At 44.8% G+C, this 22526-nt stretch carries 18 protein-coding genes; 8 read left to right on the top strand and 10 right to left on the bottom strand.

Features of this window, described 5'->3' with window-relative positions; translation table 11 throughout:
* Positions 1-26 precede the first annotated feature (26 nt).
* Positions 27-683 (bottom strand): DUF2625 domain-containing protein, encoded by a 657-nt coding sequence (locus AC6CIF_RS13725; protein ID WP_498200044.1) that lies wholly within the window; start codon positions 681-683, stop codon positions 27-29.
* A 102-nt stretch (positions 684-785) separates the two neighbouring features.
* On the opposite strand from AC6CIF_RS13725, the gene AC6CIF_RS13720 reads away from it, so the two are divergent.
* Positions 786-2273 (top strand): right-handed parallel beta-helix repeat-containing protein, encoded by a 1488-nt coding sequence (locus AC6CIF_RS13720; protein ID WP_498200043.1) that lies wholly within the window; start codon positions 786-788, stop codon positions 2271-2273.
* Positions 2274-2403: 130 nt separating this feature from the next.
* On the opposite strand, the gene AC6CIF_RS13715 is transcribed toward AC6CIF_RS13720, so the two are convergent.
* Positions 2404-3063, bottom strand: a complete 660-nt coding sequence (locus AC6CIF_RS13715; protein ID WP_498200042.1) for a GGDEF domain-containing protein — start codon at positions 3061-3063, stop codon at positions 2404-2406.
* A 118-nt stretch (positions 3064-3181) separates the two neighbouring features.
* Here AC6CIF_RS13715 and AC6CIF_RS13710 point away from each other — a divergent pair, with 118 nt between their 5' ends.
* Positions 3182-4384, top strand: coding sequence for an MFS transporter (locus AC6CIF_RS13710; RefSeq protein ID WP_498200041.1), 1203 nt, complete (start codon positions 3182-3184; stop codon positions 4382-4384).
* A 3-nt stretch (positions 4385-4387) separates the two neighbouring features.
* The gene (locus tag AC6CIF_RS13705) at positions 4388-4951 is read left to right on the top strand and encodes a TetR/AcrR family transcriptional regulator (RefSeq protein WP_047843882.1); all 564 of its coding nucleotides are present in this window, start codon (positions 4388-4390) and stop codon (positions 4949-4951) included.
* A gap of 85 nt (positions 4952-5036) precedes the next feature.
* Here the strand turns inward: AC6CIF_RS13705 and AC6CIF_RS13700 are convergent, their stop codons facing one another.
* Positions 5037-6671: a DUF1593 domain-containing protein gene (locus tag AC6CIF_RS13700; RefSeq protein ID WP_498200040.1), complete on the bottom strand. Its 1635-nt coding sequence runs from the start codon at positions 6669-6671 to the stop codon at positions 5037-5039.
* A 292-nt stretch (positions 6672-6963) separates the two neighbouring features.
* Between AC6CIF_RS13700 and AC6CIF_RS13695 the strand changes: the two genes are divergently transcribed.
* Entirely contained in the window at positions 6964-7614 is a 651-nt protein-coding gene (locus AC6CIF_RS13695; protein ID WP_498200039.1) for a hypothetical protein, read from the top strand.
* A gap of 48 nt (positions 7615-7662) precedes the next feature.
* Here AC6CIF_RS13695 and AC6CIF_RS13690 read toward each other — a convergent pair whose 3' ends face one another.
* Both AC6CIF_RS13690 and AC6CIF_RS13685 read right to left on the bottom strand, forming a co-directional pair.
* Positions 7663-8604, bottom strand: a complete 942-nt coding sequence (locus AC6CIF_RS13690) for a sce7725 family protein (protein WP_339186291.1) — start codon at positions 8602-8604, stop codon at positions 7663-7665.
* A gap of 25 nt (positions 8605-8629) precedes the next feature.
* Positions 8630-9466, bottom strand: coding sequence for a sce7726 family protein (locus AC6CIF_RS13685; RefSeq protein ID WP_339186290.1), 837 nt, complete (start codon positions 9464-9466; stop codon positions 8630-8632).
* 298 nt (positions 9467-9764) lie between these two features.
* Between AC6CIF_RS13685 and AC6CIF_RS13680 the strand changes: the two genes are divergently transcribed.
* Positions 9765-10322, top strand: a complete 558-nt coding sequence (locus AC6CIF_RS13680; protein ID WP_498200038.1) for a DUF1697 domain-containing protein — start codon at positions 9765-9767, stop codon at positions 10320-10322.
* Positions 10323-10454: 132 nt separating this feature from the next.
* On the opposite strand, the gene AC6CIF_RS13675 is transcribed toward AC6CIF_RS13680, so the two are convergent.
* From AC6CIF_RS13675 to AC6CIF_RS13665, 3 genes are all read right to left on the bottom strand, one after another.
* Positions 10455-10898 carry an Hsp20/alpha crystallin family protein gene (locus AC6CIF_RS13675; protein WP_036617413.1) on the bottom strand — a complete coding sequence of 148 codons (444 nt, stop codon included), beginning with the start codon at positions 10896-10898 and terminating at the stop codon, positions 10455-10457.
* Between the two features lie 191 nt (positions 10899-11089).
* On the bottom strand, positions 11090-12292 hold the full coding sequence (locus tag AC6CIF_RS13670; RefSeq protein ID WP_498200037.1) for an MFS transporter: 1203 nt from the start codon (positions 12290-12292) through the stop codon (positions 11090-11092).
* A 316-nt stretch (positions 12293-12608) separates the two neighbouring features.
* Positions 12609-13568: a helix-turn-helix transcriptional regulator gene (locus AC6CIF_RS13665; RefSeq protein WP_498200036.1), complete on the bottom strand. Its 960-nt coding sequence runs from the start codon at positions 13566-13568 to the stop codon at positions 12609-12611.
* Between the two features lie 320 nt (positions 13569-13888).
* On the opposite strand from AC6CIF_RS13665, the gene AC6CIF_RS13660 reads away from it, so the two are divergent.
* Positions 13889-15475, top strand: coding sequence for a choice-of-anchor I domain-containing protein (locus AC6CIF_RS13660; protein ID WP_498200035.1), 1587 nt, complete (start codon positions 13889-13891; stop codon positions 15473-15475).
* Positions 15476-15970: 495 nt separating this feature from the next.
* Here AC6CIF_RS13660 and AC6CIF_RS13655 read toward each other — a convergent pair whose 3' ends face one another.
* Positions 15971-18214, bottom strand: coding sequence for a carboxylesterase/lipase family protein (locus AC6CIF_RS13655; RefSeq protein WP_498200034.1), 2244 nt, complete (start codon positions 18212-18214; stop codon positions 15971-15973).
* Between the two features lie 654 nt (positions 18215-18868).
* Between AC6CIF_RS13655 and AC6CIF_RS13650 the strand changes: the two genes are divergently transcribed.
* A complete protein-coding gene (locus AC6CIF_RS13650; RefSeq protein WP_498200033.1) occupies positions 18869-20521 on the top strand; it encodes an alkaline phosphatase in 1653 nt (550 codons plus the stop codon).
* Between the two features lie 166 nt (positions 20522-20687).
* On the top strand, positions 20688-21053 hold the full coding sequence (locus AC6CIF_RS13645; RefSeq protein WP_498200032.1) for a VOC family protein: 366 nt from the start codon (positions 20688-20690) through the stop codon (positions 21051-21053).
* Between the two features lie 119 nt (positions 21054-21172).
* Here AC6CIF_RS13645 and AC6CIF_RS13640 read toward each other — a convergent pair whose 3' ends face one another.
* Positions 21173-22381: a GNAT family N-acetyltransferase gene (locus AC6CIF_RS13640; protein WP_498200031.1), complete on the bottom strand. Its 1209-nt coding sequence runs from the start codon at positions 22379-22381 to the stop codon at positions 21173-21175.
* Between the last annotated feature and the right edge of the window lie 145 nt (positions 22382-22526).

Genomic DNA, 22526 nt, shown 5'->3' with positions numbered 1-22526 from the left:
GATTTCCTCCTACAGCAACATACCAACTACTTCCCGTCCAGTGCGAACTTCCAGGCCTCCATTATGCTAATTGGGGCTTTACTGCTGCTCTCGCCGTCACCTTCCTGCGTCCAAAGTGGTGGATAATACGCGAATACTTGTCCTGTCTGGAGCTGAGACATATCCTCTTGCCAGCCTTTCCAGCGAAAGGTCTGATAGAACTGCTCCAGATCGCCATTCGCCAGCCAGTTGATGAAACCTGAATATGCCAGTTCTGTCGATTCCCATTCGAGTGTATCCGGTGCAAAATAATAAATGTGTCCCGTGCGGCCATACTTGCCTGTATCCAGTCCGAAGAAACCTCCTGCCGCATCATATGCAACGACCATCATACCTTCCAGCACATCTACCCAAGGTTGCTCACTCACACCATTCCAACTGGTGAGACTCCCCGATGTACTGTCACCACCCGCCCCAAGCAGCGTGATCCAGCCATGGTCCAGTACAATACCTTCTGTCTCATAAGCAACAGCCCCCAAATAGGATTTGGTGCTTATTTGCAGACGATAGAGGGTATCCTCTCCAGCCTCTTGTTTTGCTGGAACATACATATATGTATTTTGACCGCTATCCAGGAGTTCTTTGAGTTCTTCCCATGCGTGATTCTCCCGATCTACTAATTCAGCTATCGTTAATGTATTCATGAGCAGTCTCCTCGCTGATTTTATAAGAGCATATCATGGGTTATTAACCCGTTCAAATCTGCTATAATCGATCTTCAAAGCTAAATTCAAGGGGGAAACGATTTGATTCGCGTAGTTATACTTATGATTCCGATTCTGATGGTGCTTGTATCCGGTTGTCAGAATCATACATCTGCCATGAAGGAACCCGTTTCTGTTCAAAAGTCTGATCCCCAGGTCATCCATTACATATCACCCCAAGGAAACGACTCGAATAAAGGAACCATTCAATCTCCGTGGAAAACGTTGCAGCACGCAGCCGACCATGCTTCGCCAGGAAGCACGATCTATTTGCGTGAAGGTGTCTATCATCAGAAAGTCAAAATCACCAGGAGCGGTAATTCTTCCGCTAATCCAACCCTATTTTCAAGTTATCCTCAGGAGCAGGTTATCATTGATGGTAAAGGTTTATCTGTCCGGGGCATTGAAGGGTTAATTGAAATTGAAAATGCCAGTTATATCACGATTCAGAATCTCGAAATTCGTAATTTCACAACCACACTTGGGGGCCAAGTTCCAACCGGGATCTATGTCCACGGAGCAGGTGAGCATATTCAGCTGTTAGGCAACACCATACACGCGATCGCTAGTTACGCAACTCCTGAAGGTCCCGATTTGCGGGGCAGGGATGCCCACGGTATTGCCATATATGGCACAGAGCACCCTCAAGCATTACGCGATATCATCATCAAGGATAATGAATTGTATGATCTTACACTTGGTTCAAGCGAGTCACTCGCAGTTAACGGTAATGTTGATACCTTTGCCATCCAGGACAATATCATCCATGATTCCGACAATATTGGTATTGATCTGATCGGGTACGAGGGTACGTCCGAGGATGATACATACGATCAGGCTCGGAACGGCATTGTACGAGGCAACGAAGTATACGATATTACGTCCAATAATAATCCCTCCTACGGTAAAGACCTGCCCAATGATACCAACTCGGCTGGCGGCATCTATGTAGATGGCGGGAAAGATCATATCATCGACCAAAACCGGGTATATCGGAGCGATATCGGAATTGAGATTGCCTCGGAGCATGCCGGACGTTCAACCAGCAACATTACTGTGCGTGATAACCTGATTTATTCCAACAGATTGACGGGTATTGCCATGGGAGGTTATGACGAGGAACGAGGAGCTACCGAGGATAGCAAGATTATGTACAATACACTTGTGGGGAATGATACCCTGAATGCAGGCAATGGACAGTTATTCATGCAGTCACGGACAAAGAACAATACGTTCATGCGTAACATTCTCGTATCGGGCAACTCGGAAGTACTGATATACAACGAATATACTAGCAATACCGGCAATGTGTTTGACCATAATGTCTATTACTCACCAGGTGAGCAGGAAGATGCCCTGTGGGTTTGGAAAAATAAAGCCTACTCCGGCATCGCTGCCTACATCAAGGGATCTGGCAATGATGCACACTCCATATATGTGAACCCGGCATTTATGGATGAACCGAGCGAAGATTTTCGTCCTCAGGCGAACTCTCCGGCTAAGGCGTATGGTTACCTTGCTCCGCGATAAATTAACCCTGAGTCTGCCATCTCAACTTAGTCAATCTTTTTCATGCAAATAAAAGGAGCCTGTGCATGTGGGATCATCTCCCTCATCATGCACAGGCTCCTTTTTGCTTTCTTTTGATGCAATCCAATTTTTAACTTTTTACCATCTGAGCTGCATGTGTCACCCGGTTTCGTCCTCCGGTTTTGGAGGCATACAGGGCGTTGTCCGCTCTTTGGAACAAAGTCTTTTCCGTATCTTCCTCTACTACAGTGGCCGCACCGATACTCACAGTACTGTTATATTCACCCCAGTCGGCTGAAGCAACCTGTGAACGATATCGTTCTGCAATACCAATCGCCTGCTCCTCTTCACAATCTGGAAGAATGACAACAAATTCCTCTCCACCGTAACGTGCAACCACATCCGTACTTCGCGATACCGTTTGCAGCAGCCCTGCCAGATTGCCGAGCACCAGATCTCCGATCGGATGTCCGTACGTATCATTAATGCTTTTGAAATGATCAATGTCCACAACGAGAAGGGAGAAATAACGTTGTTTCTCCTGGAACATCATCAAACTTTCAAGCATTTTTTCCTGGAAAAACCTGCGGTTCTTCAATCCTGTCAACAAGTCGGTGGAGGCCAGTGTCTCCAACTGATCATTCACTTTGATTAACGCCTGCTCTTTAATTTTATATTCCTCATGCAGTCGTTCAAGCTCCTTGTTCGCTTCTTGCGTCGCTTGATACAGCTCCTGCAGTTTGGTTTTGGTATGCAAAATATCCTTCTCATGTTCGATTCGCTTACGCATGACAACAACGACACAATTTGAACCCCTGCTCTGAATATGCGCTTTACAATCTGACCATCGTCAGGTAAAATCAGTTCAACATGTCGCGCGACAGAGATCAACATTACGGAGGAAAACCATGAGTACTTCAACACATAGCTCTACACCTCAGCAACTCTGGGGAAGATCATTCCTATTTATCATGTTAGCCAACGCATTATTGTTTATGGCATTTGAAATGTTGCTTCCCACCTTGCCTTTGTTTGTCTCAAGTCTTGGTGGCGAAGCCTCCCAAATTGGGCTTGTTACAGGCGTATTTATGTTTTCCGCCATCTTGATTCGACCCTTCACATCTGTTTTAGCAGCTCGAATAGATAAAAAATATCTATTGATTATCGGCATCACTATCTGTGCATTAATGACAGGCGCATACTACCTATCGTCAGGTATTTGGATGATTCTTGTATTTCGAGTGATCCACGGATTCGGATTTGGTTTGGCAACGACATATTTTGCAACGATTGCCACTGAAAACATACCAAGAGATCGCCGGGGAGAAGGTATGGGGTATTTCGGCGTAGGGGAGACGGTCGCTATATCCATCGGTCCATTGATTGGAACAAGCCTGTTGTTTAGGTACGACTACCAGAGCCTGTTTATGGGAGGTATGTGCATTTTGCTGTTAGCTCTCCTAATGACAGTGTTTGTATCCAGAAAGCCGAAAACAGAAGGTAGTAGCGAGTCTGTGCAAACTCATGTCCCTTCGGTGAAACTGATTGAAAAGAAGGTACTCTTCCCTTCCCTTCTCATTATGCTCGTTGGCATTGCAGCGGGTTCAATCATGTCCTTTGTGGCTTTATTTGCCGCCGAAAGAGGGTTCGAGAATATAGCCTGGTTTTTCTTCATCGTCGCCATCGCCAGCTTCGCCGTTCGACTGTTTTCGGGGAAAATGTTTGATCGATGGGGACCAGGTTCCGTGTTGTTACCTTCTGCCGTGTTTGCAATCGCGGGGCTACTGGTTCTGATTATCGCCCAGAGTGATGTGCAATTCCTGATCGCCGGTGCGTTATACGGCTTTGGTTTTGGTGCCATATTCCCGGCGATTCAGACCTGGTGTGTGAATCTTGTAGAAGAACATGAGCACGAAAGTGCGATGGCTTCCTTCTTTAACTTCTTTGACCTCGGAATTGGCGGTGGTTCGTTGATCCTGGGCGTGGTGGCTTCTGCATTTTCCTATACGGTGGTGTATGCTATCTCTATAGGCATTTTTGTGGTATATATCTTGTTATATTTGGTATACTCCCAAAACAGCAGAGGTATACAGCTCGCCAACTGGAGGTAGACATTGAGTAAAAAACGAATCAAGGAAATTGCCATTCAACATTTTAATCGTCTGGGTTACGAGGGGACCAAGATGGCGCAGATTGCCGAAGAGGCAGGCATTCGCAAGCAATCCCTGGCTTATCATTATTCATCCAAAAAAGCGTTATTGCTGGAGTTATATGAGGAAGTTGTGCAAGAGGAACAACAGTTTGTACGCCAATTTTTCAGCGAGTCTGTTACCCAAACGCTGGATCAGCAGCTATATGCCTTTTTGCATGAACACAAAAATCGCTTTCTGACTCACCCAAACGTTGCTTTTATGTATATCCTGTCCTTTATCACACCGCTGGAGGTGCATGATTTTGTGCTAGCCCAGTATCGAACGTACCTCGGGACACTGAAGGAAGAGCTGGCAGCCGTATTTACCAGACATTCCGATATACGCCTGAGTCCGGAAGAAGCCACCGTAGCTTTTGTCACCGTGATGGATGGATTGGATGTACAGCTCGTGTATGAGACACGACAATCCTATGAACAAGCTTTGGCGATCACCTGGAATGTCTTCTGGTCAGGCATCCAGCGTTAACGGATCAATTACGATCAGACTACAAAAATAAGAGGGGCGTCCCACCAGCCATGTTGATGACTTTTGGGATAGCCCCTCTATTTCTTTATTTCACAGTTAGGATCACACGTTGATAATGCTTCAACTGATGCTCTCCATCATCCTGTACTTCGGCAACGATATGAAGGGTATCACCCGATTTGGCATCGTCAGGAACGGTAAATGTCACCGCTTCGGTGTCACTGCCCTGTAATTTTATCGTATCCACCTGCTCATCCTTGGCAAGTTCACGATGCAATCCAAGCTGCAGGTCACCCGCCATTTCAGGCTGAACTTTGTTCGGTGTTACTTTGGAATCCTCATAAGTGTCCGCTTCGAAATATCTCCACCACGTATAGGTCAGTTGATCTCCATCCGGGTCTTTACCCTCCGCGTGAAGAGTAACTTCCTCCCCAGGACTAACACTAAGATCCACCCCTTCCTTAATCGTTAAAGACGGATTATGGTTGGCACCTTCGTAAGTGTCTGCAACTGCCCAGTCTGCACGTGCTGCAAAATCATCCTGCACATCGTCAAACCATCTCATCAGAGAGTATTCGGCTTCATAGCGTTTGGTGTACGGATCGTAATCAAGCACATTGTTTCTAAACAGCTTGTCGTTCACAACCCCAAAGCGTCCACCCCAACCGCCGTAGGAAGGGTCTTCCATACTGCGCAGCCCATTATCAATCAGATAAAAGAAGGAAGGAGAGTCACCCTCGGATATAAAATCGTACTTGTCATATTGCGGATTGTTCTTCAGATATTCAGCACTTCCCCGTTGTTCTTCGGCTAGTTCGCCTTCGATCATTTTGCTGTCACCCATCGATGCATACATATCCATCAGCTTGCCATGTCCGTTCAGAATATTCTTGACCATCCAGTCGCCATGAAGCTTACTGTTCACTTCTTCGGCATGCATCTTCCATGCATAGGCAAAATGCCAGAAGTTCGATTGGTCGTTGAGAATGCGGATATCCGGCCAATTCTTCGCAATGTATTCGTTGTAGCTGTCATCCTGATCGAGGATGATGTACAGGACCAGTTTGTCACTGACTTTTTTGCGAATCGTATCCCACTCGGCCGTATCTTTGTACTGTTCTTCAATCGATTTTAGCGCTCTGGCTGTGGTATTGGTGCCCCCCCATGTCTGAACAATCAGGTCTCGGGAGTCATCATCGAGGAAAAGAGTTTCGAGGAACTCGGAACCTTCGGTTTCCTTCTCCATCTCCCCTTTATCGGAAATATTACCGATCTTGGTCATCGCTCGAAGCTGTTCCGGCTCCGGGTACCCATCCGCATGTTTGGATAAGTTCGGGTAAATCTCGCCATAGGCATCGATCATATCGTACACCCACTGTGTGCCTGTCCAGCGGAACGGTTGGATCCCCGCTTCCTCGTCTCCAGCATAATGATACACCGAGCTGGTCAGTACAATTCCGGCAAGGTCCATTTCATTCGAATATAAGAGGAAACGAATGACGGAGTTCATATCATCCACTTCACCGTCGGTTGTAATCACCGTTCTGCCTTTGGCAGCTTGGTTGTTTGCAGGTTCCTGGGTTTCATTCTCTATCTGCTCTGTCGCCTGATTCGGTGTGTCACTCGCGGTTTGTGGCGCTTTGGATGCGCATCCACTAATCACCAGGATGATACTGAGACAACCTGCGGCAAAACCGTTTAACCATTTTCTCTTGTTCATAATGCTCCCCTTTCTTCTGTACAGCGTGATGTTAGTTGGGTTGGGATCAATGCAAAAAAACCCGAACAACATTATGAATGGAACAAAGTCCACGCATAGTGATGTTCAGGTTTTGCCTGCCCGAAGCAGTAACAATCCTTATTTGAGTGAAAGTATATCATGTCCACTCATGAATGTAAACGTATTCAAATGTTTTTTTGAATTTATCTTTGATATAGTATAATGCTTATAGCCAAGAATCAAACGAATCGGCCCGTTATTATATCAATGTTATTAGGAGGACTCAGACATCATGCAACAACTGGATGCGGCCTTGAGCCGTTTGGTGGAACAGCAGGATTTATATAATGAAGCTTATGGACTTTTCCAAAATCATGATCTGCGTCCACGCGAACAACATCACCAGCCGGAAGTGGATACACGAATACCTCTTTCTCCAGAACTTCAGTATCTGTACAGTCATTATGAAATGATGGATGCGGATGCGGAAGGTACACTCAAAATGAAAAATGCCGCCGTCGAAATCGGTGATGCAGCGCTGATCTCCTTTGTCGCACCTGAACATCTGCTTCGTCAGCAACTGGGATTCCGCTGGATTGGCATGAATGAACCTTATGAGGAGTCCTCCACCTGGCCAAAAAATCACGTTGTCATCGCAAACTTTAACGATGATCCGTTAATTGTAGATGTAGAAGCACCAAACTCTCCCGTATATGCCGCTTTTACAGGTGGAGAACCAAACCGTGTTGCTGATTCGTTGTCAGACTTTTTCAGTGCACTAGCCATCCTGATTGAAGCGGCGCGTACCTATGCCGGAGAAGTAAAAGATGAAGAAACCTATGAAACCAAGCCCGAGTATCTGGAGCAAGTGGAACCTTTATTGCAATATCTGTTGGGAGAAGAGTATACTGCTCATCTGTTCGAATATCTGTCATTTTGTTAATTATATATTTACTCTGTAATAACGCTATTATCAAACTAGGACCCAACATTAATTGTCGGGTTCTAGTAGTTGTATCATTAATTCGATGTGATGCTTAACAGAAAGCTTTTTAGGGAATCCCAATTGATGGAAAACTCCGTCAGCTAGATTATCACGAAATTGTTTAGCTCCTATAGTTTCAGGAGTATTATTATACTCGTTTAGAAACTCAACAAGCTTACTTAAAGCTTGAAAATACTTACCTTGAACGTTCGAAGTGCCTTCTTTATCATCAGATACAAAGTGACGAATCCAAATTTCATTGCTCTCGGGACTATTTTTATAGGTTAAATGTAGGGCAACTGCATGAGCAGGTCCTCCTCCTCCTGTTCCTGAACCTATTACTTGATAATCTCCAAAGCCAAAAAAATCTGGCCTATACACGCAAATTAAATCTGAATAATACTCAGCAGACTGATAATCAGCATTGCGTGATAAACGGTTAAAACAATCTTTAATAATAACCCTATTAAATTGTTTAAAAGAATTAGAAAACGAATTACTAACTTTCCCATCTTGGAAAATGTGATAATCGATGTCTCTTTTCTCCTTGGATCCTTCTATAAAATTTAAAATATTATAATTACCCGCTATGTAGATAAAAGAGAACGAGAATTCTTTGTAAAAATTCATTACTTGCTCTAGTTCCGATATGCTTGTTGACTCTGTAATAAAATAGCCTAAACTTACTATGTTTTTATTTTCGAATACCTCTAATAAGGGATTATAAATTTCATATCCCTTATTACTTAAGTCTCCAGTTTGTGGATTAACAATTAGAACAAAAGGGACTCCCGAGTTATTTATTTCAGGAAGTATCCTCCTAGTTGTTGAATTGAGATTAACGGGTTCAATTATCGGAGTTACTTTTTGACTTTCTTTGATCAAAAAGTTTAATTCATTTATTGCAAAAAGCTCATTTTGCTTACCACGTAGAAAAGGAAAGTACATAATTTATCCTCCTGTTAGATAACATTTAATGTATTATTCTACGAAACTGTAAAACTTCTGATCTTTTAAGAGAACCCCTCTCAAGTAGAAACCTAATAGATTTAGGCCAAACAAAAGAATTATCTATTTTGGCTTGAGCTCTAAGCTTGAGTTGTTTGACCATCAAATCATGTGCATCTAATGGTTCCAATTCCTTGAACAATTTTAAACACTCTTCAAAAATGAATGCATCCGAGACTCTTGGCACATCACCATAAGCTTCTTTAATCACTGCTTCATACTCATGTCTTCTTAGTGTCAGAAACATTGAACCAGGATTTAATTCGTTAGTATATTCTCCAGCTTCTCTATATACTTTTAATGCCCCTCTTTTACTCAAAAACATAATTCCTACATGATTAGGTACTTGTGAAAGTATTAATTCGATGTTTTTTTCATATGAGACAACCATAGTTTGCTTGAATAACTGTTGATAAGAATTTATCTGATTAGCTAATCTCCGATTGTTATCAATTTCAGTTTTTATTTCATAAGCTATTGAAGTCCCATTCAACCACAACAAATCTGCGACACAACTCCCACTTTTCACTTCGGTCAATATGCCATTTTTCATCTTTTTACGACTTTCTTTTTTCATTTTACCATATAGTTCCGATTTGTAAATATATTCACATCTATAGTGCTTCAAAAGTATACTATATGCTTCATCGAATAAGAGTCGAAAATCTCCATTAATATTAGCTTCTTTGACAAATTCAAAAGATTTCGAGAGTTCATCAAGTAATGGTTGGTATCCAGATGAGATAATTTGTCGGATAAATGAAGCAGAATATATTCTTGCTAAATCGCTAAGTGAAGACAACCTAAACACCTCTCAATATTTTTAATTCAAAGTAATAGAAATTTATAGAAGAAATTTCATATCAAGATTAAATAAATAGAACCATCTTTCATAATATCATACTCAATTTTGATTTGGTTACATTCCTGAAAATGGTTTATAGTTTCTTTTTTTGTATACTTATATATAATAACTTTAAAGAAATTATGTATTAATCTTCCTATATCATTCGATAGTTGCACATTATTCAATTAGACATTCTAAGTTATTCCCTATAATTGTTATTAAAGTACAGTTCATATCAAGGAGGGGCGCCCATATGATCTATGTGGCTTTGCTACGAGGCATTAATGTAGGCGGGAACAATAAAATTAATATGAAACAGCTGAAAGAAACGTTTGAACAAGCAGGCATGCTGGATGTCGTTACCTATATCAATTCTGGCAATATTATTTTTGCTGACCATCAGGAACGTGCCGATGCGAATGCGGAGATATCCCTTTTGTTAGAGCAGGCCATCGCCGCCGATTTTGGCTTACAGATCAGGGTAATGGTGCGGAATATGGATGAAATCCATAGCGTTATTCAGGCGCTGCCAGAAGAATGGGTTAATGATGACACAGCCAAAAGTGATGTGATGTTCCTCTGGGATGAGATCAATGAGCCCTCCGTGCTGGACCAACTGCCTATTAAACCGGAAATCGGCACACTGATCTATGTTCCCGGAGCGATTTTATATTCAGTCAGCAGAGAAGATGCATCCAAAAGTGGCATGAACAAGCTTGTGGGATCCAAAGTATATGCCTACATGACGGTTAGAAATGTGAATACCACACGTAAGATCTATGCACTAATGCAGGCAGCAGCAGAGAAATAACTCGGAACCAGCACAATGGATAGTCAGTTGTGTATCGTCCAATTCATATGAAAAAAAGCATGCAGAAACATCCTTATGGATGTCTCCTGCATGCTTTTTACCGTGTTAGGAAACTATTTTTTCCACTGTGTATTAGTCAATTTGAATGCGTCTGCGAGATTGATCATCACCAGGACGTTTCGGAATCTCGAGCTTCAGCACACCTTCTTCCAATTTGGCCTTAATGTGCTCCTCATCAATATGATCAACATAGAATCGCCGAATAAATTCGCCGGAACGGCGTTCCTGCCGTATGATTCGATTGGAGTCATCCTTCTGCTCCACTATATCATTGCGTTTGGCACGAATAATCAATTCATTACCTTGAACCTGAATGTCTATGTCCTCTTTGGCGATGCCCGGAAGCTCGGCTTCTACCGAATATTTGTCTTCTTCCTCACGAATGTCGGTCCGGAATGGCTGGGAGCCAGTTCCAAAAGGGGAGAGGAATGAGTTCTCAACCATGTCATTGAAGGATTTCAACATGTGTCCGAACGGGTCTTCATTTCGTTTACGAAACGGAATCAGATCAAACATGAAAATCAGCTCCTTTTATGTGGTTGGTTTATTGGTGTTGCTTACATTGATTATTATAATACCCTTGCAAATAAGGCTCAAAGTCAGTAAAAGACGAAAAAAAACGATTTTCTTTCATCATGGTTCACTATTTTAAAATAGATCCTATTTTCTTTTATTTTGACCTTATTTGATCTTCTGACTTTGTCTGACTATAACGAATGAATAGCGTCCGCTACAGTATTGGATTGATTCTTCCTCATTCCTAGCATCATGATTGCCAGCAATACAACCAGAACAGCTACGAGCATAAATGGAACATGTTTATCCACTTGATAGAGTGTTGTTGTAAGTAAAGGCGTAATGACGGCGGATATCCCCTGAATCGCTGCTACCAATCCCGCTGCACCTCCCTGCTGTTCTTTGCTAACTGCCAGCGAAGCACCTGCCATGAACCCCGGCATCATCAGGCCCGAACCCATGCCAAACAGGAAAAACGAGAAATAATACATGGATAACACATTGAAGACTAAAAACAGGATCATGCTTGCGATCAGGAAAAGGGATCCGAGCAAAATCATCGGACGTGGCTGCCATTTCAACCATTTCATCTGAATGACCTGCATGATCAACATCGCTGCTCCAGAGAACATGAGTCCAAACGAAACCATTCGGGCCGTCGCCGCTGAGGATAGAGCCAGTTGATCCTGAAAATAAAATCCCCCGACAACCTGTAGTGTCATGATACCCATCATCGTGACCAAGCCTGCAGCAAGGTACATTCGTAAACCACGTTGGAACGGGTTGACTTTAGGCGGTTTTGCCTGAATGACCGGTTTGGCTGCCGGGATTAACAACAAGGCAATAATAAACGCAGCGATCGCTATAAAAATGCCAAAATAAAGCGGCCAGAGCAGACCGATAAGGGTAAAAGCTCCTGCAATCGCAGGTCCAAATACAAGGCCAAGTCCATTCGCAGCACTGATAATCGCCATCCCGCTTCCCCGCTCTTCCCCTTCTGTCACATCACCCATATAGGCCTGGGCAGAAGAAAGTACAGCCGGAATAAACATACCGATCAGACTGCGCGTCACAATCAGAAGGGTTAACAATACGCCCCCTCCGATCCAAGCATTCAATCCACCGTACAATGCCAGTGCAAATAATGCACAGCTCACAGACATACCTATAAATCCAATCAATATGATGGGTTTTCTTCCTCTTATATCACTCCATCTGCCCCATACCGGAGCCATGACAGCCATCATAATGGACCCAAGGGAGATAATAAGACCGGAATGACTTTCTTTCATGCCCAACTCGCGAATAAGTGGTGGCATAATGGGTGCAATCAGCATCAGACCCAGCATCGCTGCAAATACGCTAAAAAAAATACTTCCTCTAATTCGGTTCATGCTTATACACTCCTCTATATTTCAGTACAGTATCCACTGTACCTGGAGTATACAAGGCGGAATGAATCCCCACTGCCTCTATACGGAACAATTCACGGCAAGCCGGATTATTAATTTTATTCTAAATAAGATAAACCCATAAAACGTTACACCAGACCACTACGATTGCAGCACCATCTTTCGATCGCTGTTATCAACGGATTTCCGTGATTCCCTTCTATGATGGAAAAAATCCGTTGATAAAGGCGAACGCTCCGCTTCTCCAGACTGGTTCTGCACTCTTCGTTCTTGTGTAATGTTTCAGTTCATATCTTATTTAATAAATCTTTTTCATTTCAGAGGGCTTCACGCCGAATTTGCGATAAAATTGCTGCGAAAAGGCACTGACATTGCTGTAACCGACCGCAATCGCGGCCTCGGTGACGTTGTTATCCTGATTGCGCAGCAACTTCATGGCGTTGTCGAGACGAACCTGACGCAAATATTCGAACACCGTGCTTCCGAAAAGTGCCTTGAATCCTTTTTTTAATTTAAAATCGTTAAGACCTACTTGTCTGGACAATGCTAGCAAAGATGGAGGATCTACCATACAGGCCTCCATAATCTCCCGTGCCGTATGTAACTTCCGGATGTCCTCTCTCGAGAGTCCCGCGGGAATTGGCGCCAGATCAAACAATTGGATCATAAATCGATTCAAGATCTCCAACGCTGTCGCTTCCATCATTAAGGATGATCGATAACTGTTGTTTAATTCCACAATCAAACTGTCGATCATCGTTCGTATCCGATTATCCAATTGAAATATAATTGGCTTAAACACTTTTCGTCCCAACACCTGATTAAACGCAATCGGCTTGAAACTGCCCAGTTGTGCCGCGGCATAATTGAATAGAGAAACCGGAATCCCCAGCGAAAACGACGTATATAGCTCCCTTGCCGGAGGATGGAACCACGCTTCGAAATCATGCATGAAAATAAGGGCCCCCTGCCCTATCGATAATGAATAATCCTGACCGGATATATCCACATGTCGCTCTCCTGACAAGGCAAATTGCAATTCCACAATGGGTGTATCGGACGCAAAATACGTAGGATAAGGCTGATGATATTCAACCTGGGAATATAAAATCTCAATGCCACTGTATGTTGTCACTCTTTTGACCTTACCGCTACCCGCCTTGGGAGAGAGCAGATACGTGTGTTCATCTTGCTGACTGTAAGGCTCCTGGGTCAGGTAATGCTGATATACTACGCCTAATGCATCATCCGTGCGCATGGGTATTCACCTCGCCTATATCTTGATCAGACTTGTCAGTAAAAAAGCCCGAATTAATTGATAATGATTCTCAATTATAATTCTAGCGTATTTTTGCCCGTTCGACCAGTCCTATATATATGAAGGTTCACGTCTGCTTTTTTCTTCATGTGGCAACATCATTTTATACGCTAACTTACATATCCAATTTGGAAAAATATGTCTTATCTAACCTTTTACACAAATCGCAGACTTCTCTTACCTCTCCTTAACATAAGCTCCCTATACTAAAACAATTGTACAACTCATTACATACGAAACGATAAAGGGGATCTGGAACATTGAAAAAGAGAAATCAATGGCTTGCCGTTCTGTCGATGACTGCCATTCTTACCGCAGGAGCAACCAGCTACACATCAATGATTTATGCCGCTGACGCAACTAAAACTACCAATGATCATGTCGTACTGCGTACAGCCATCCAAAATATGCAGGGTACGGTCACATGGAACGGAAGCAGTCGCAGTGTTGATATCCAGATCGCAGATACTAAAGTACAACTTCCAATAGGAACGTCTTCAGCCACCATCAACGGTGTGAAAACTCCTTTGGACAGTAAAAGTTACATCACCAAAGGTACAACGTATGTATCTTCCCAAACGCTAAAATTAATTACGGATCAACTGATCCTGAAACAAAATAAAACCGGTTTTGAAAAGACCGCATCGTTTCAGATGCCTGGTGGCAAAGCAGAAATATCAGCCTCCACGCCAGATGGACAGCGCCTGCTCGTAACCGAAGCGGACAATGGTAGCATTGCCATACTGGATATTGCTGACTTGAAAAACATTAACGTATTAAAGACAGTCAGCTTCCATGACCTTTCCGCCAAAGCTGAAGTCACAAGCGTAACCGTGTCCAAAGATGGTAAATACGGACTTGCTGTTATTCGTACAGGGGATACAGACAGTGAAGCAAAAAAAGGGTTGCTTGCCATTGTGGATCTGACTACCTACAAAACGGTAAAAACATATGAACTCGGCATTGGTCCTGACTCCATTGCACTGTCACCTGACGGTCTGCACGCGGTTATCGCGATAGAGGATGAAGAGTTGAATAAAGCTGCCGATGAAATTGACTATGCCAACACCAAACGTCCGGGTAGTATTATGGTTGTGTCTTTTGCTGACGGGAACGTATTGGAGGGTGAAATCACCAACTTGCCGGTATCTCTCGAAAATGTAGAAGGCGCCATCTATCCGCATGATCCACAACCAGAGTATGTTGCCATTAGTGCAGATAACAAAACAGCAGCCATCACGTTACAGGAAAACAATGTCGTTGCCATTGTAGATCTGGAGTCAAAAAAAATCAGCTCAATCTTCGCTCTGGGTACTACTTCACATCAAGCGGATCTAAAGGATGATGGTATCGTTCAGTTTAAAGAGACGTTGACCGCTCGTTATGAACCGGATGGGATTGCTTTCTCGGCTGATGGCAAATACCTGCTGACAGCTAACGAAGGGGACTTGGGCAAGAATGAATTTGAGGACGGTGTAAAAGCGGGCGGACGTAATATCGCTGTCTGGGATCTGCAGGGCCAGCGGATGTACGATAGCCAGAATCTCATTGACGAGGCAACAGCTATGGTCGGCTTGTATCCGGATGATCGCAGTCCCAACAAGGGCAGTGAAGTGGAGAACCTGACCGTTGCTACTGTAGATGGTACAACATATGCCGCGGTAGCTTCCGAACGGGCAGATGCCATTTTGTTCTTTGATCTTGCTGATCCGGTCAATCCGGACTACCTGGGTCTAATTCCTACAGCCGGAGAATCACCGGAAGGAATCCATCGGGTAAATGGACGTAACCTGTTTGTGAGTGCAGATGAAAGCACGGGAACACTTAGTTTTTTTGCCAAGAAATAGATCGAGTGCCTTCGGTATTCAAAGACTGAATGGAATGGTTTCACACTCTATTGAGTAGGTGGGGGCGTAGAGCCCCTGTCCTCTCCTACTGTTGTCCCCACACCATTCCGCGTATCCAAAACTAGTGCTGCAAATGTTATCGACGCTTCATATTTTCCAATTCCCGCCTGTTCCGCTCGACTTCCTCTTGCAACACTCGTACTTCCATCCTTAATGCGGATACTTCCTCTTTGATGCCAGACCTCTTCATCCCAAGATAGAAAACCAGATATAATACAAGACCAATCATAATAAAGAAAATTAATAGCGTTATAATCCCAGTAATACCAAAATTACTAACTCCATTCATAATGTACGTTTTCCCCTTTCCCATATCTTATTAATTTATATTTACAACAATACCATAATTAAGCATAACGAACAGTATAAAAAGCCAAGAGAGCATGCTCCCTTGGCTTTCAATTCATCTATATATACCTTCCTATCCGGTGATCCTTATTCCCAGAAGAAACGACCTGCGAACACTTTTTCCGTCAACAGTTTATACGTTTCTTCGGGCAATTCTTTTTTCATCTTTGCCATAACGGCGTCTTTGCCTTGGTTGTATTGTGTCGACATGCCAATCTCTGCCGTTGTATTGCTTGCATCCAGACGCATGATTGGGGCTTGAGCATCTTTCGTCCAAGGTGTCCATGCCGCTAGATCAGGTGATCCACCCGTACCTGGATTGCCTGTGTACAGGAACTGCTTCAGATATGCTGCCATCGCGGCGGACAACTCATCACGTCCTGGTTTGTTTGTATCGCTAAAGTACCCATCAGGGAAATAGGCAGCAATTCCGTCTGCGTGTCCTGTATAGAAGTCCATATCCGCACCATGTGGTGCGCCCAGTAACGTGAGCAAACGCTCAGAGATGACCCCAGGTTGTGTACCCCATGCAAAACGATACGCATATACTGGTGGCTGACCTGCTTCACTCGTCAATTGCTCCGCTACACGCTCTGCATTAAAGCCTGCATAAGCTTCACTTCCGTATTTCAACGCAGCAGCATATTGCTCCGCCTTGGTTTTATCGGTAAACAGAGTCTCATCCGTGATGGATGGAGAGAAGTTTGGATCACCGAAGGCAAATCCGGAGAACTCCGTTTCCAGGCTGCCGAGCAATACCGGTACTTTTTTATAATTGCCATTATTGATGGCGTCAAATCCTTCTTTTGGAATCACGGTGCCATCCCGGAACAGATGCGGGAATGGGTCCATACGGATTGCCGTTGCACCAAACGCAGTGACCAGCTTGTCCGCAGGCAGTGCACGCAGGTAGCTTTCCAGCTGTGCCTGAGACTGCTTGCCAATCCATGCTTTTGCTTCTTCTGCGTTAGCCGCTTTCCCCTCTTGCACGAGTAGCTTCACAAGTACATCCTCGGATTTTTGCTTGCCTTCTTCCGGTGATGCTGTCGTCAATCCTCCGCTGAAAGCAACTGCTTTTTGATACAGCCCTTTGCTAAGTGGCGAGATCAGAGTTGCCAGCACATCACGTGCACCAGCAGATTGTCCGGCTAATGTAACATTGCCTGTATCTCCGCCAAAACCTTCGATATTATCCTGCACCCACTCCAATGCACGGAATGCGTCAAGCAGACCATAGTTACCTGAGTCATCCAGGGCATTGCCTGTTTTCAGTGCTGCGTTTTCGAAGAATCCAAGTGCTCCCAGTCGGTAGTTCACGGAAATGATAATGCTGTTGGTGCTCCGTGCAAGCTGTTCACCTTGAAAATCTTTACCTGATCCGGTCATATTCCCGCCGCCGTGCAGGAACACCATAACCGGAAGTTTCGAACTGGTTGTGTCGGGACGCCAGATATTAAGATACAACGAATCTTCGCTTCCCGCTGTAGTCTTGCCGGAGATCTGCAAGCTGTTCGCTGCAAATTCCTTAGCCGATCTCGTTCCTGTCCATGATTCCGGTTCTTGCGGGGCTTTCCAGCGCAGTTCACCAACCGGTGGTGCCGCATAAGGAACACCGAGCCAGCCGAGCGTGCCATATTGCTCATAGGTTTTTCCATCAATCGCGCCATACTTGGTCTGTTGCACAGTTTGAGGTTGGAACGCTCCAGCTTCTTTATGTTTCAACCAGTTCTGCTCCAAAGTTCCACTGCCATTCTTGAACTGTATCTGCAAAGCCTGTGCAGTTGCCTCTGCCATCAGGCGGTTGGTAAGTTGACTCGCGCCCTTCCCTTGAAGTGCCTTGATTCCTTTCCCAGCCGCGTAGGTGGAAGCCGCTCCCTGCTCATAATCCGAACCCGCTTCATATCCAAGCACCTTCAGCAGCATTTCCGCATAACCTTCCGCTGTAAGGGGTGCATTAGGTTCAAACTTCTCCGTTCCTGTTACGATCTCAGACACATATGGATGCTGCTTCAAGTAACCAATGACCGGTTGTAATACTTTGCCTGCCTGAGCCGCATCGTCATACGTTTCCGATCCCTGATAAGCGAGTGCTTCTTTCTCCAATCCGGACAAACGCAAGTAAAGTACTGCGGCCTGAATGCGTGTAGCCTTTTTGTTTAGATAAGCCGCATTAACGCCTTGACCACTGCCACGAATAAGTTCGGACTGAATCAGCTTGTCCATCGCTGCTGAAGAAGAGGTTGTTGTGTTCCCTGCTGCATAAGCTGGTAGAGCGGATACACATAACCCCAGAATTGTTGCCACGGCAATCGAACGTTTAATGGTTTTCATGTCATAAATCTCCTCGCTGTCGAATAGTGAGTGATGGGATAATTTCATTGGAAATGTTCACTTGAGATGTGTATCTAGGAATCAGTATTCCAATGTCTGGATGAGTCTATATCTCTATTTAGGAAAAATGGTCTGCTGCGCTCCTTTCTGCTTAACCTATCTGCTACGGCGCTTACGGTCATGCCATCAGGCATTTTTTTATATAAAAAAACCTGAACCGAAGGCAAACAGACATCGCTTTAGCGTGGTCTACTGCCCTCAATTCAGGTTTTGCCTGCAATCAGTAACAACCCTGAGGAATGAGGTTCATTCCATATGAAAATGTAAACGCAATCAATCGTTTGGTAACTAAAGAGTCAACGAATGAACTGACACAGGTATTGCCCTAAATACGGTTACAATCCTGTTGTTATGGTGATGTTAGCACATAATGTAAGCGTTCGCAATACCTTTTTTTTAATCGTCATTATATGATCTCTGAACTGTCTCTTAATTCGTTAACTCCTCACTTTGTCCAGTTTACCTAAATTCCAGCACCCTTCACTAATCGTAAATTTTACATATAGTTAACCCATTTCATACGTTAGTTTAGCAATTGTTGTATACACTTGGTTTGGGATACCAACTATACATATATTCTAGGAGGATGCATTCATGTTAAACCGGTTTAATGTCCGTGCAGCCAAAATGATGCTCGCGGTGACAACAATTGTTACGGCTACACTCGGAGGTAGCAGTGCAGCGTGGGCTGTGGAAGACACCACCTCAACAACATCTGCATCACCGATTAAAAATGTGATTATTCTGATTCCTGACGGTATGGCTAACGATGCTACCGCTCTGGCTCGTTGGTATAAGGGCTCGTCCCTGACACTGGACTCCATGGCAAGCGGCATGGTTCGGACTCACTCCGCCGATGCGCCGATTGCGGACTCAGCCCCTGCCGGAACCGCTTTTGCAACAGGTTATAAATCTCATACCGGATTTGTTGGTGTACTGCCGGACAAGGCTACGATGCCAGGGCAAAAGGCGATTGCACCTGGAGACGAAAGAAAACCTGTTGCTTCCGTGCTGGAAGCATCCAAACTGGCGGGTAAAGCAACTGGCATTATCGCTACATCCGAGATTATGCACGCCACACCAGCGGACTTCTCCTCTCACTATCCGGACCGTAAAAACTACGATGCACTCAGCAAACAACAAGTCTACAATGGCATGGATGTTGTGTTGGGCGGAGGTAGCAAATATCTTGAGCCAGCCGGACGTAAAGACGGCGAGAATCTGATTTCGTCCATTAAGGCACTGGGTTACGATTACGTCACTACACCAGCTGCAATGAAAGCATCCGATTCGAACAAACTGTGGGGTATGTTTGCACCCACGAGCATGGCTTACAATATGGACCGTGACCCTGCGAAGCAGCCAAGCATTGCCGAGATGACATCCAAAGCCATTGAAGTACTGTCCAAAGACAAAGACGGCTTTTTCCTGATGGTCGAAGGCAGTAAAGTGGACTGGGCAGCTCATGCCAATGATCCCATTGGTATTATCAGTGACGTGCTGGCTTTTGACGATGCCGTAAAGGTAGCCATGGATTTTGCCAAAGCAGATGGAGAGACCGCCGTTGTGGCTGTTACGGACCACGGTAATGGTGGACTCACCATTGGTAACAACGCGACTTCCGGCACTTATGACAAAGAGCCGTTGTCCACATTTATCGGACCGTTGAAAAAGGCCAAGCTGACAGGCGAGGGCGTTGAAGCGAAGTTGAATGCGAAGCGTACAAACATCAAAGCAGTGATGAAACAGTACTATGGCATTACGGACCTGACTTCCGAAGAAATTGCCACCATTAAAGCGGCCGAGCCGGGCAGTCTTAACTATGCAATCGGTCCAATGATCAGCAAGCGTGCTGGGATCGGCTGGACAACCGGTGGTCATACAGGTGGAGATGTCGTGTTGTACACGTATGCTCCGAACAATGACCGTCCATTCGGTGTGATTGATAACACGGATGTCGCCAAATATATGGCACGTGTACTGGATCTGGATCTCGACAGCGTGAGCAAACAATTGTTTGTACCTGCCAAACAGGCATTTACAGCCAAAAGCGCGACGTACAAGCTGGATCTGACCGACGCCAAAAATCCGAAGATCCTCGTTACAAAAGGTAACACCAAGCTGGAACTGCAAATCTACAAAAATATTGCACTGGTGAACGGCAAAAAGACAACTTTGGAGGGTGTCATTGTGTATAACGGTGTAGAGGCATTTGTACCCCAGACGGCCGTTGATCTGATTCAATAATTCGTTAGAACTACTGGAACCACAAGGAGATTACACCATTTGGCTGCCGAATATTTCGGCAGCTATTTTATTGTTTACTGATAAGGAGTAGGTTCCTGCTAGTGCCTATCGTATAATGAACGTAACAAACATACATATGATGCAAGAAAAAGGGAGAGATTCACCCATGTTGATCAAATTAAACTGGATTACGCTGAGGGTCAGTAATTTGGAAGCTTCACTCGGGTTCTACCACGATATGCTCGGACTTCCAATTCAGCGCAGATTCGAAAGCCGTGGACGGCAGATTGCCATGCTTGGCATGGAGAATGAAGCCAAACTGGAACTGATTGAGGGCAGTGAATCCATTCTTAAACCGGAGGCCGGCGTGTCGATCGGTTATGAGGTAAACTCGCTGGATGAAGCCATGGAACGACTGGCAGAGCTGAATATTCCGATTGTTCGTGGCCCGATCCAGCCCAATCCGCAGCTGCGGTTTATTTACATTACAGATCCAGACGGCTTCGAGGTACAACTCGCAGAGCATGTCTAATTAGGCAACTGCGCACAAATGTGCGTATCACGATGACCAGTTGGGTGTGCAAGTGTGCAGTCAAACCAGATGCAAGCTCACATCTGCATCGGGCAGCGTAAGCACGTTTTTATGTCTGTTTACAGCTTCATGCGGCGCATCAGCGGCACACCTATCCGATTTAGCAACCGATCAAGCAGCAGCCAGCACCAGCGTCTGCCCCATGGAAGGTGGCGCTCATACACGGCCGAATACTCAAAATCCGCCACCGCACCGCGATTGCGCTTGAACTGCGCAGCCCCGGCACTCTCATGCAACAGATGGCCGTTCTCGCGAGCCTGTCCGATCAGGCATGCCGATAACATGCGGTATAGTCCGACGGACTGAGACACCGCCGTATCGTAACCAAACAGCGGGGTTGTCATGATTCCATTTCGGCAGAAATAACCCATCACCGCGTCCAGTCGCCCTTCCTTCCGCAGTCCATACAGTCTGAGTGTTCCAGATGCCATCGCAGCAGCAATGAACCGTTCCGTAAACTGGGGATTGTGATAGGAGTATTTTTCAAGGTATAACAGCTTGTATAGCTCCACGATTCGCGGAATATCTGCATCCGTCATATCTGCTTCGTAGACAAATTCATATCCATGCTTGCCCAATAATTCGTAATCCCGCTTCAACAGCCAGCGCGACTTCGAGTTGCCAAAATTCGGATCATGCGCATGATACAGATAGATTTGTCGGCTGGGAATCAGTCGACACCCCACTTCCGTTAGCCTCGCCGTCAGATCGGGATGAAGTCCCGGGCACAAGGAGCGAAATACAATGACATGTTCAGGGTATCGCTCTTGTACCGCTGCAAGCAAACATTCTGCCTGTTCACCGGACATGGCTGGATACAGATTGGTGGACAACAACCAGTTGTTCACATGCACAACTTTGTTGATCTGTGATTGCTTCATTCCCCAACCTATTAGACTGAGCAGCACAGAAAGACCTTTTTCCAACACTGGTTTCTGCAACATGGTCAGTTCCTGCTTGGCGTAACTCACATAGTGCGTATATGGCGAACAAACGTAAGCATTATCATACTCTGTATCATTCACTGTCAGCGGAATAACGAGATCACCAATCCGGGCGAGCAACAATGTCGTTTCCACGTTGGACATAAAGCTTTGGGTCCCGTCCAGCATCATAGGTTCCAGATAGACTCTGGCATATCTGCCATCCTCCGTATCGGGCCAGTCCATGTCTTTGAACGATTGCTGATCATAAAAACGTACGCGTGCAGCCCTATTATCATTCTTAACCTCATATGTACTGTCATCACAGTCCAATCTATCTTTCATTCCTTTATCCTTCAACCTTTTACTCCCCCATGAGGTTACATCTTCTTTTAACTACCATTTACAGTTTCAGTTCTACGCTCTTCATACTCTACACATCACTGTATAGGAAAAAAATGTCGGCATCAAGCTGTATTCCAGATAAAAA

Source organism: Paenibacillus sp. GQ49, from assembly GCF_059759055.1.
This window is presented reverse-complemented; position numbering and strand designations above follow the sequence as displayed.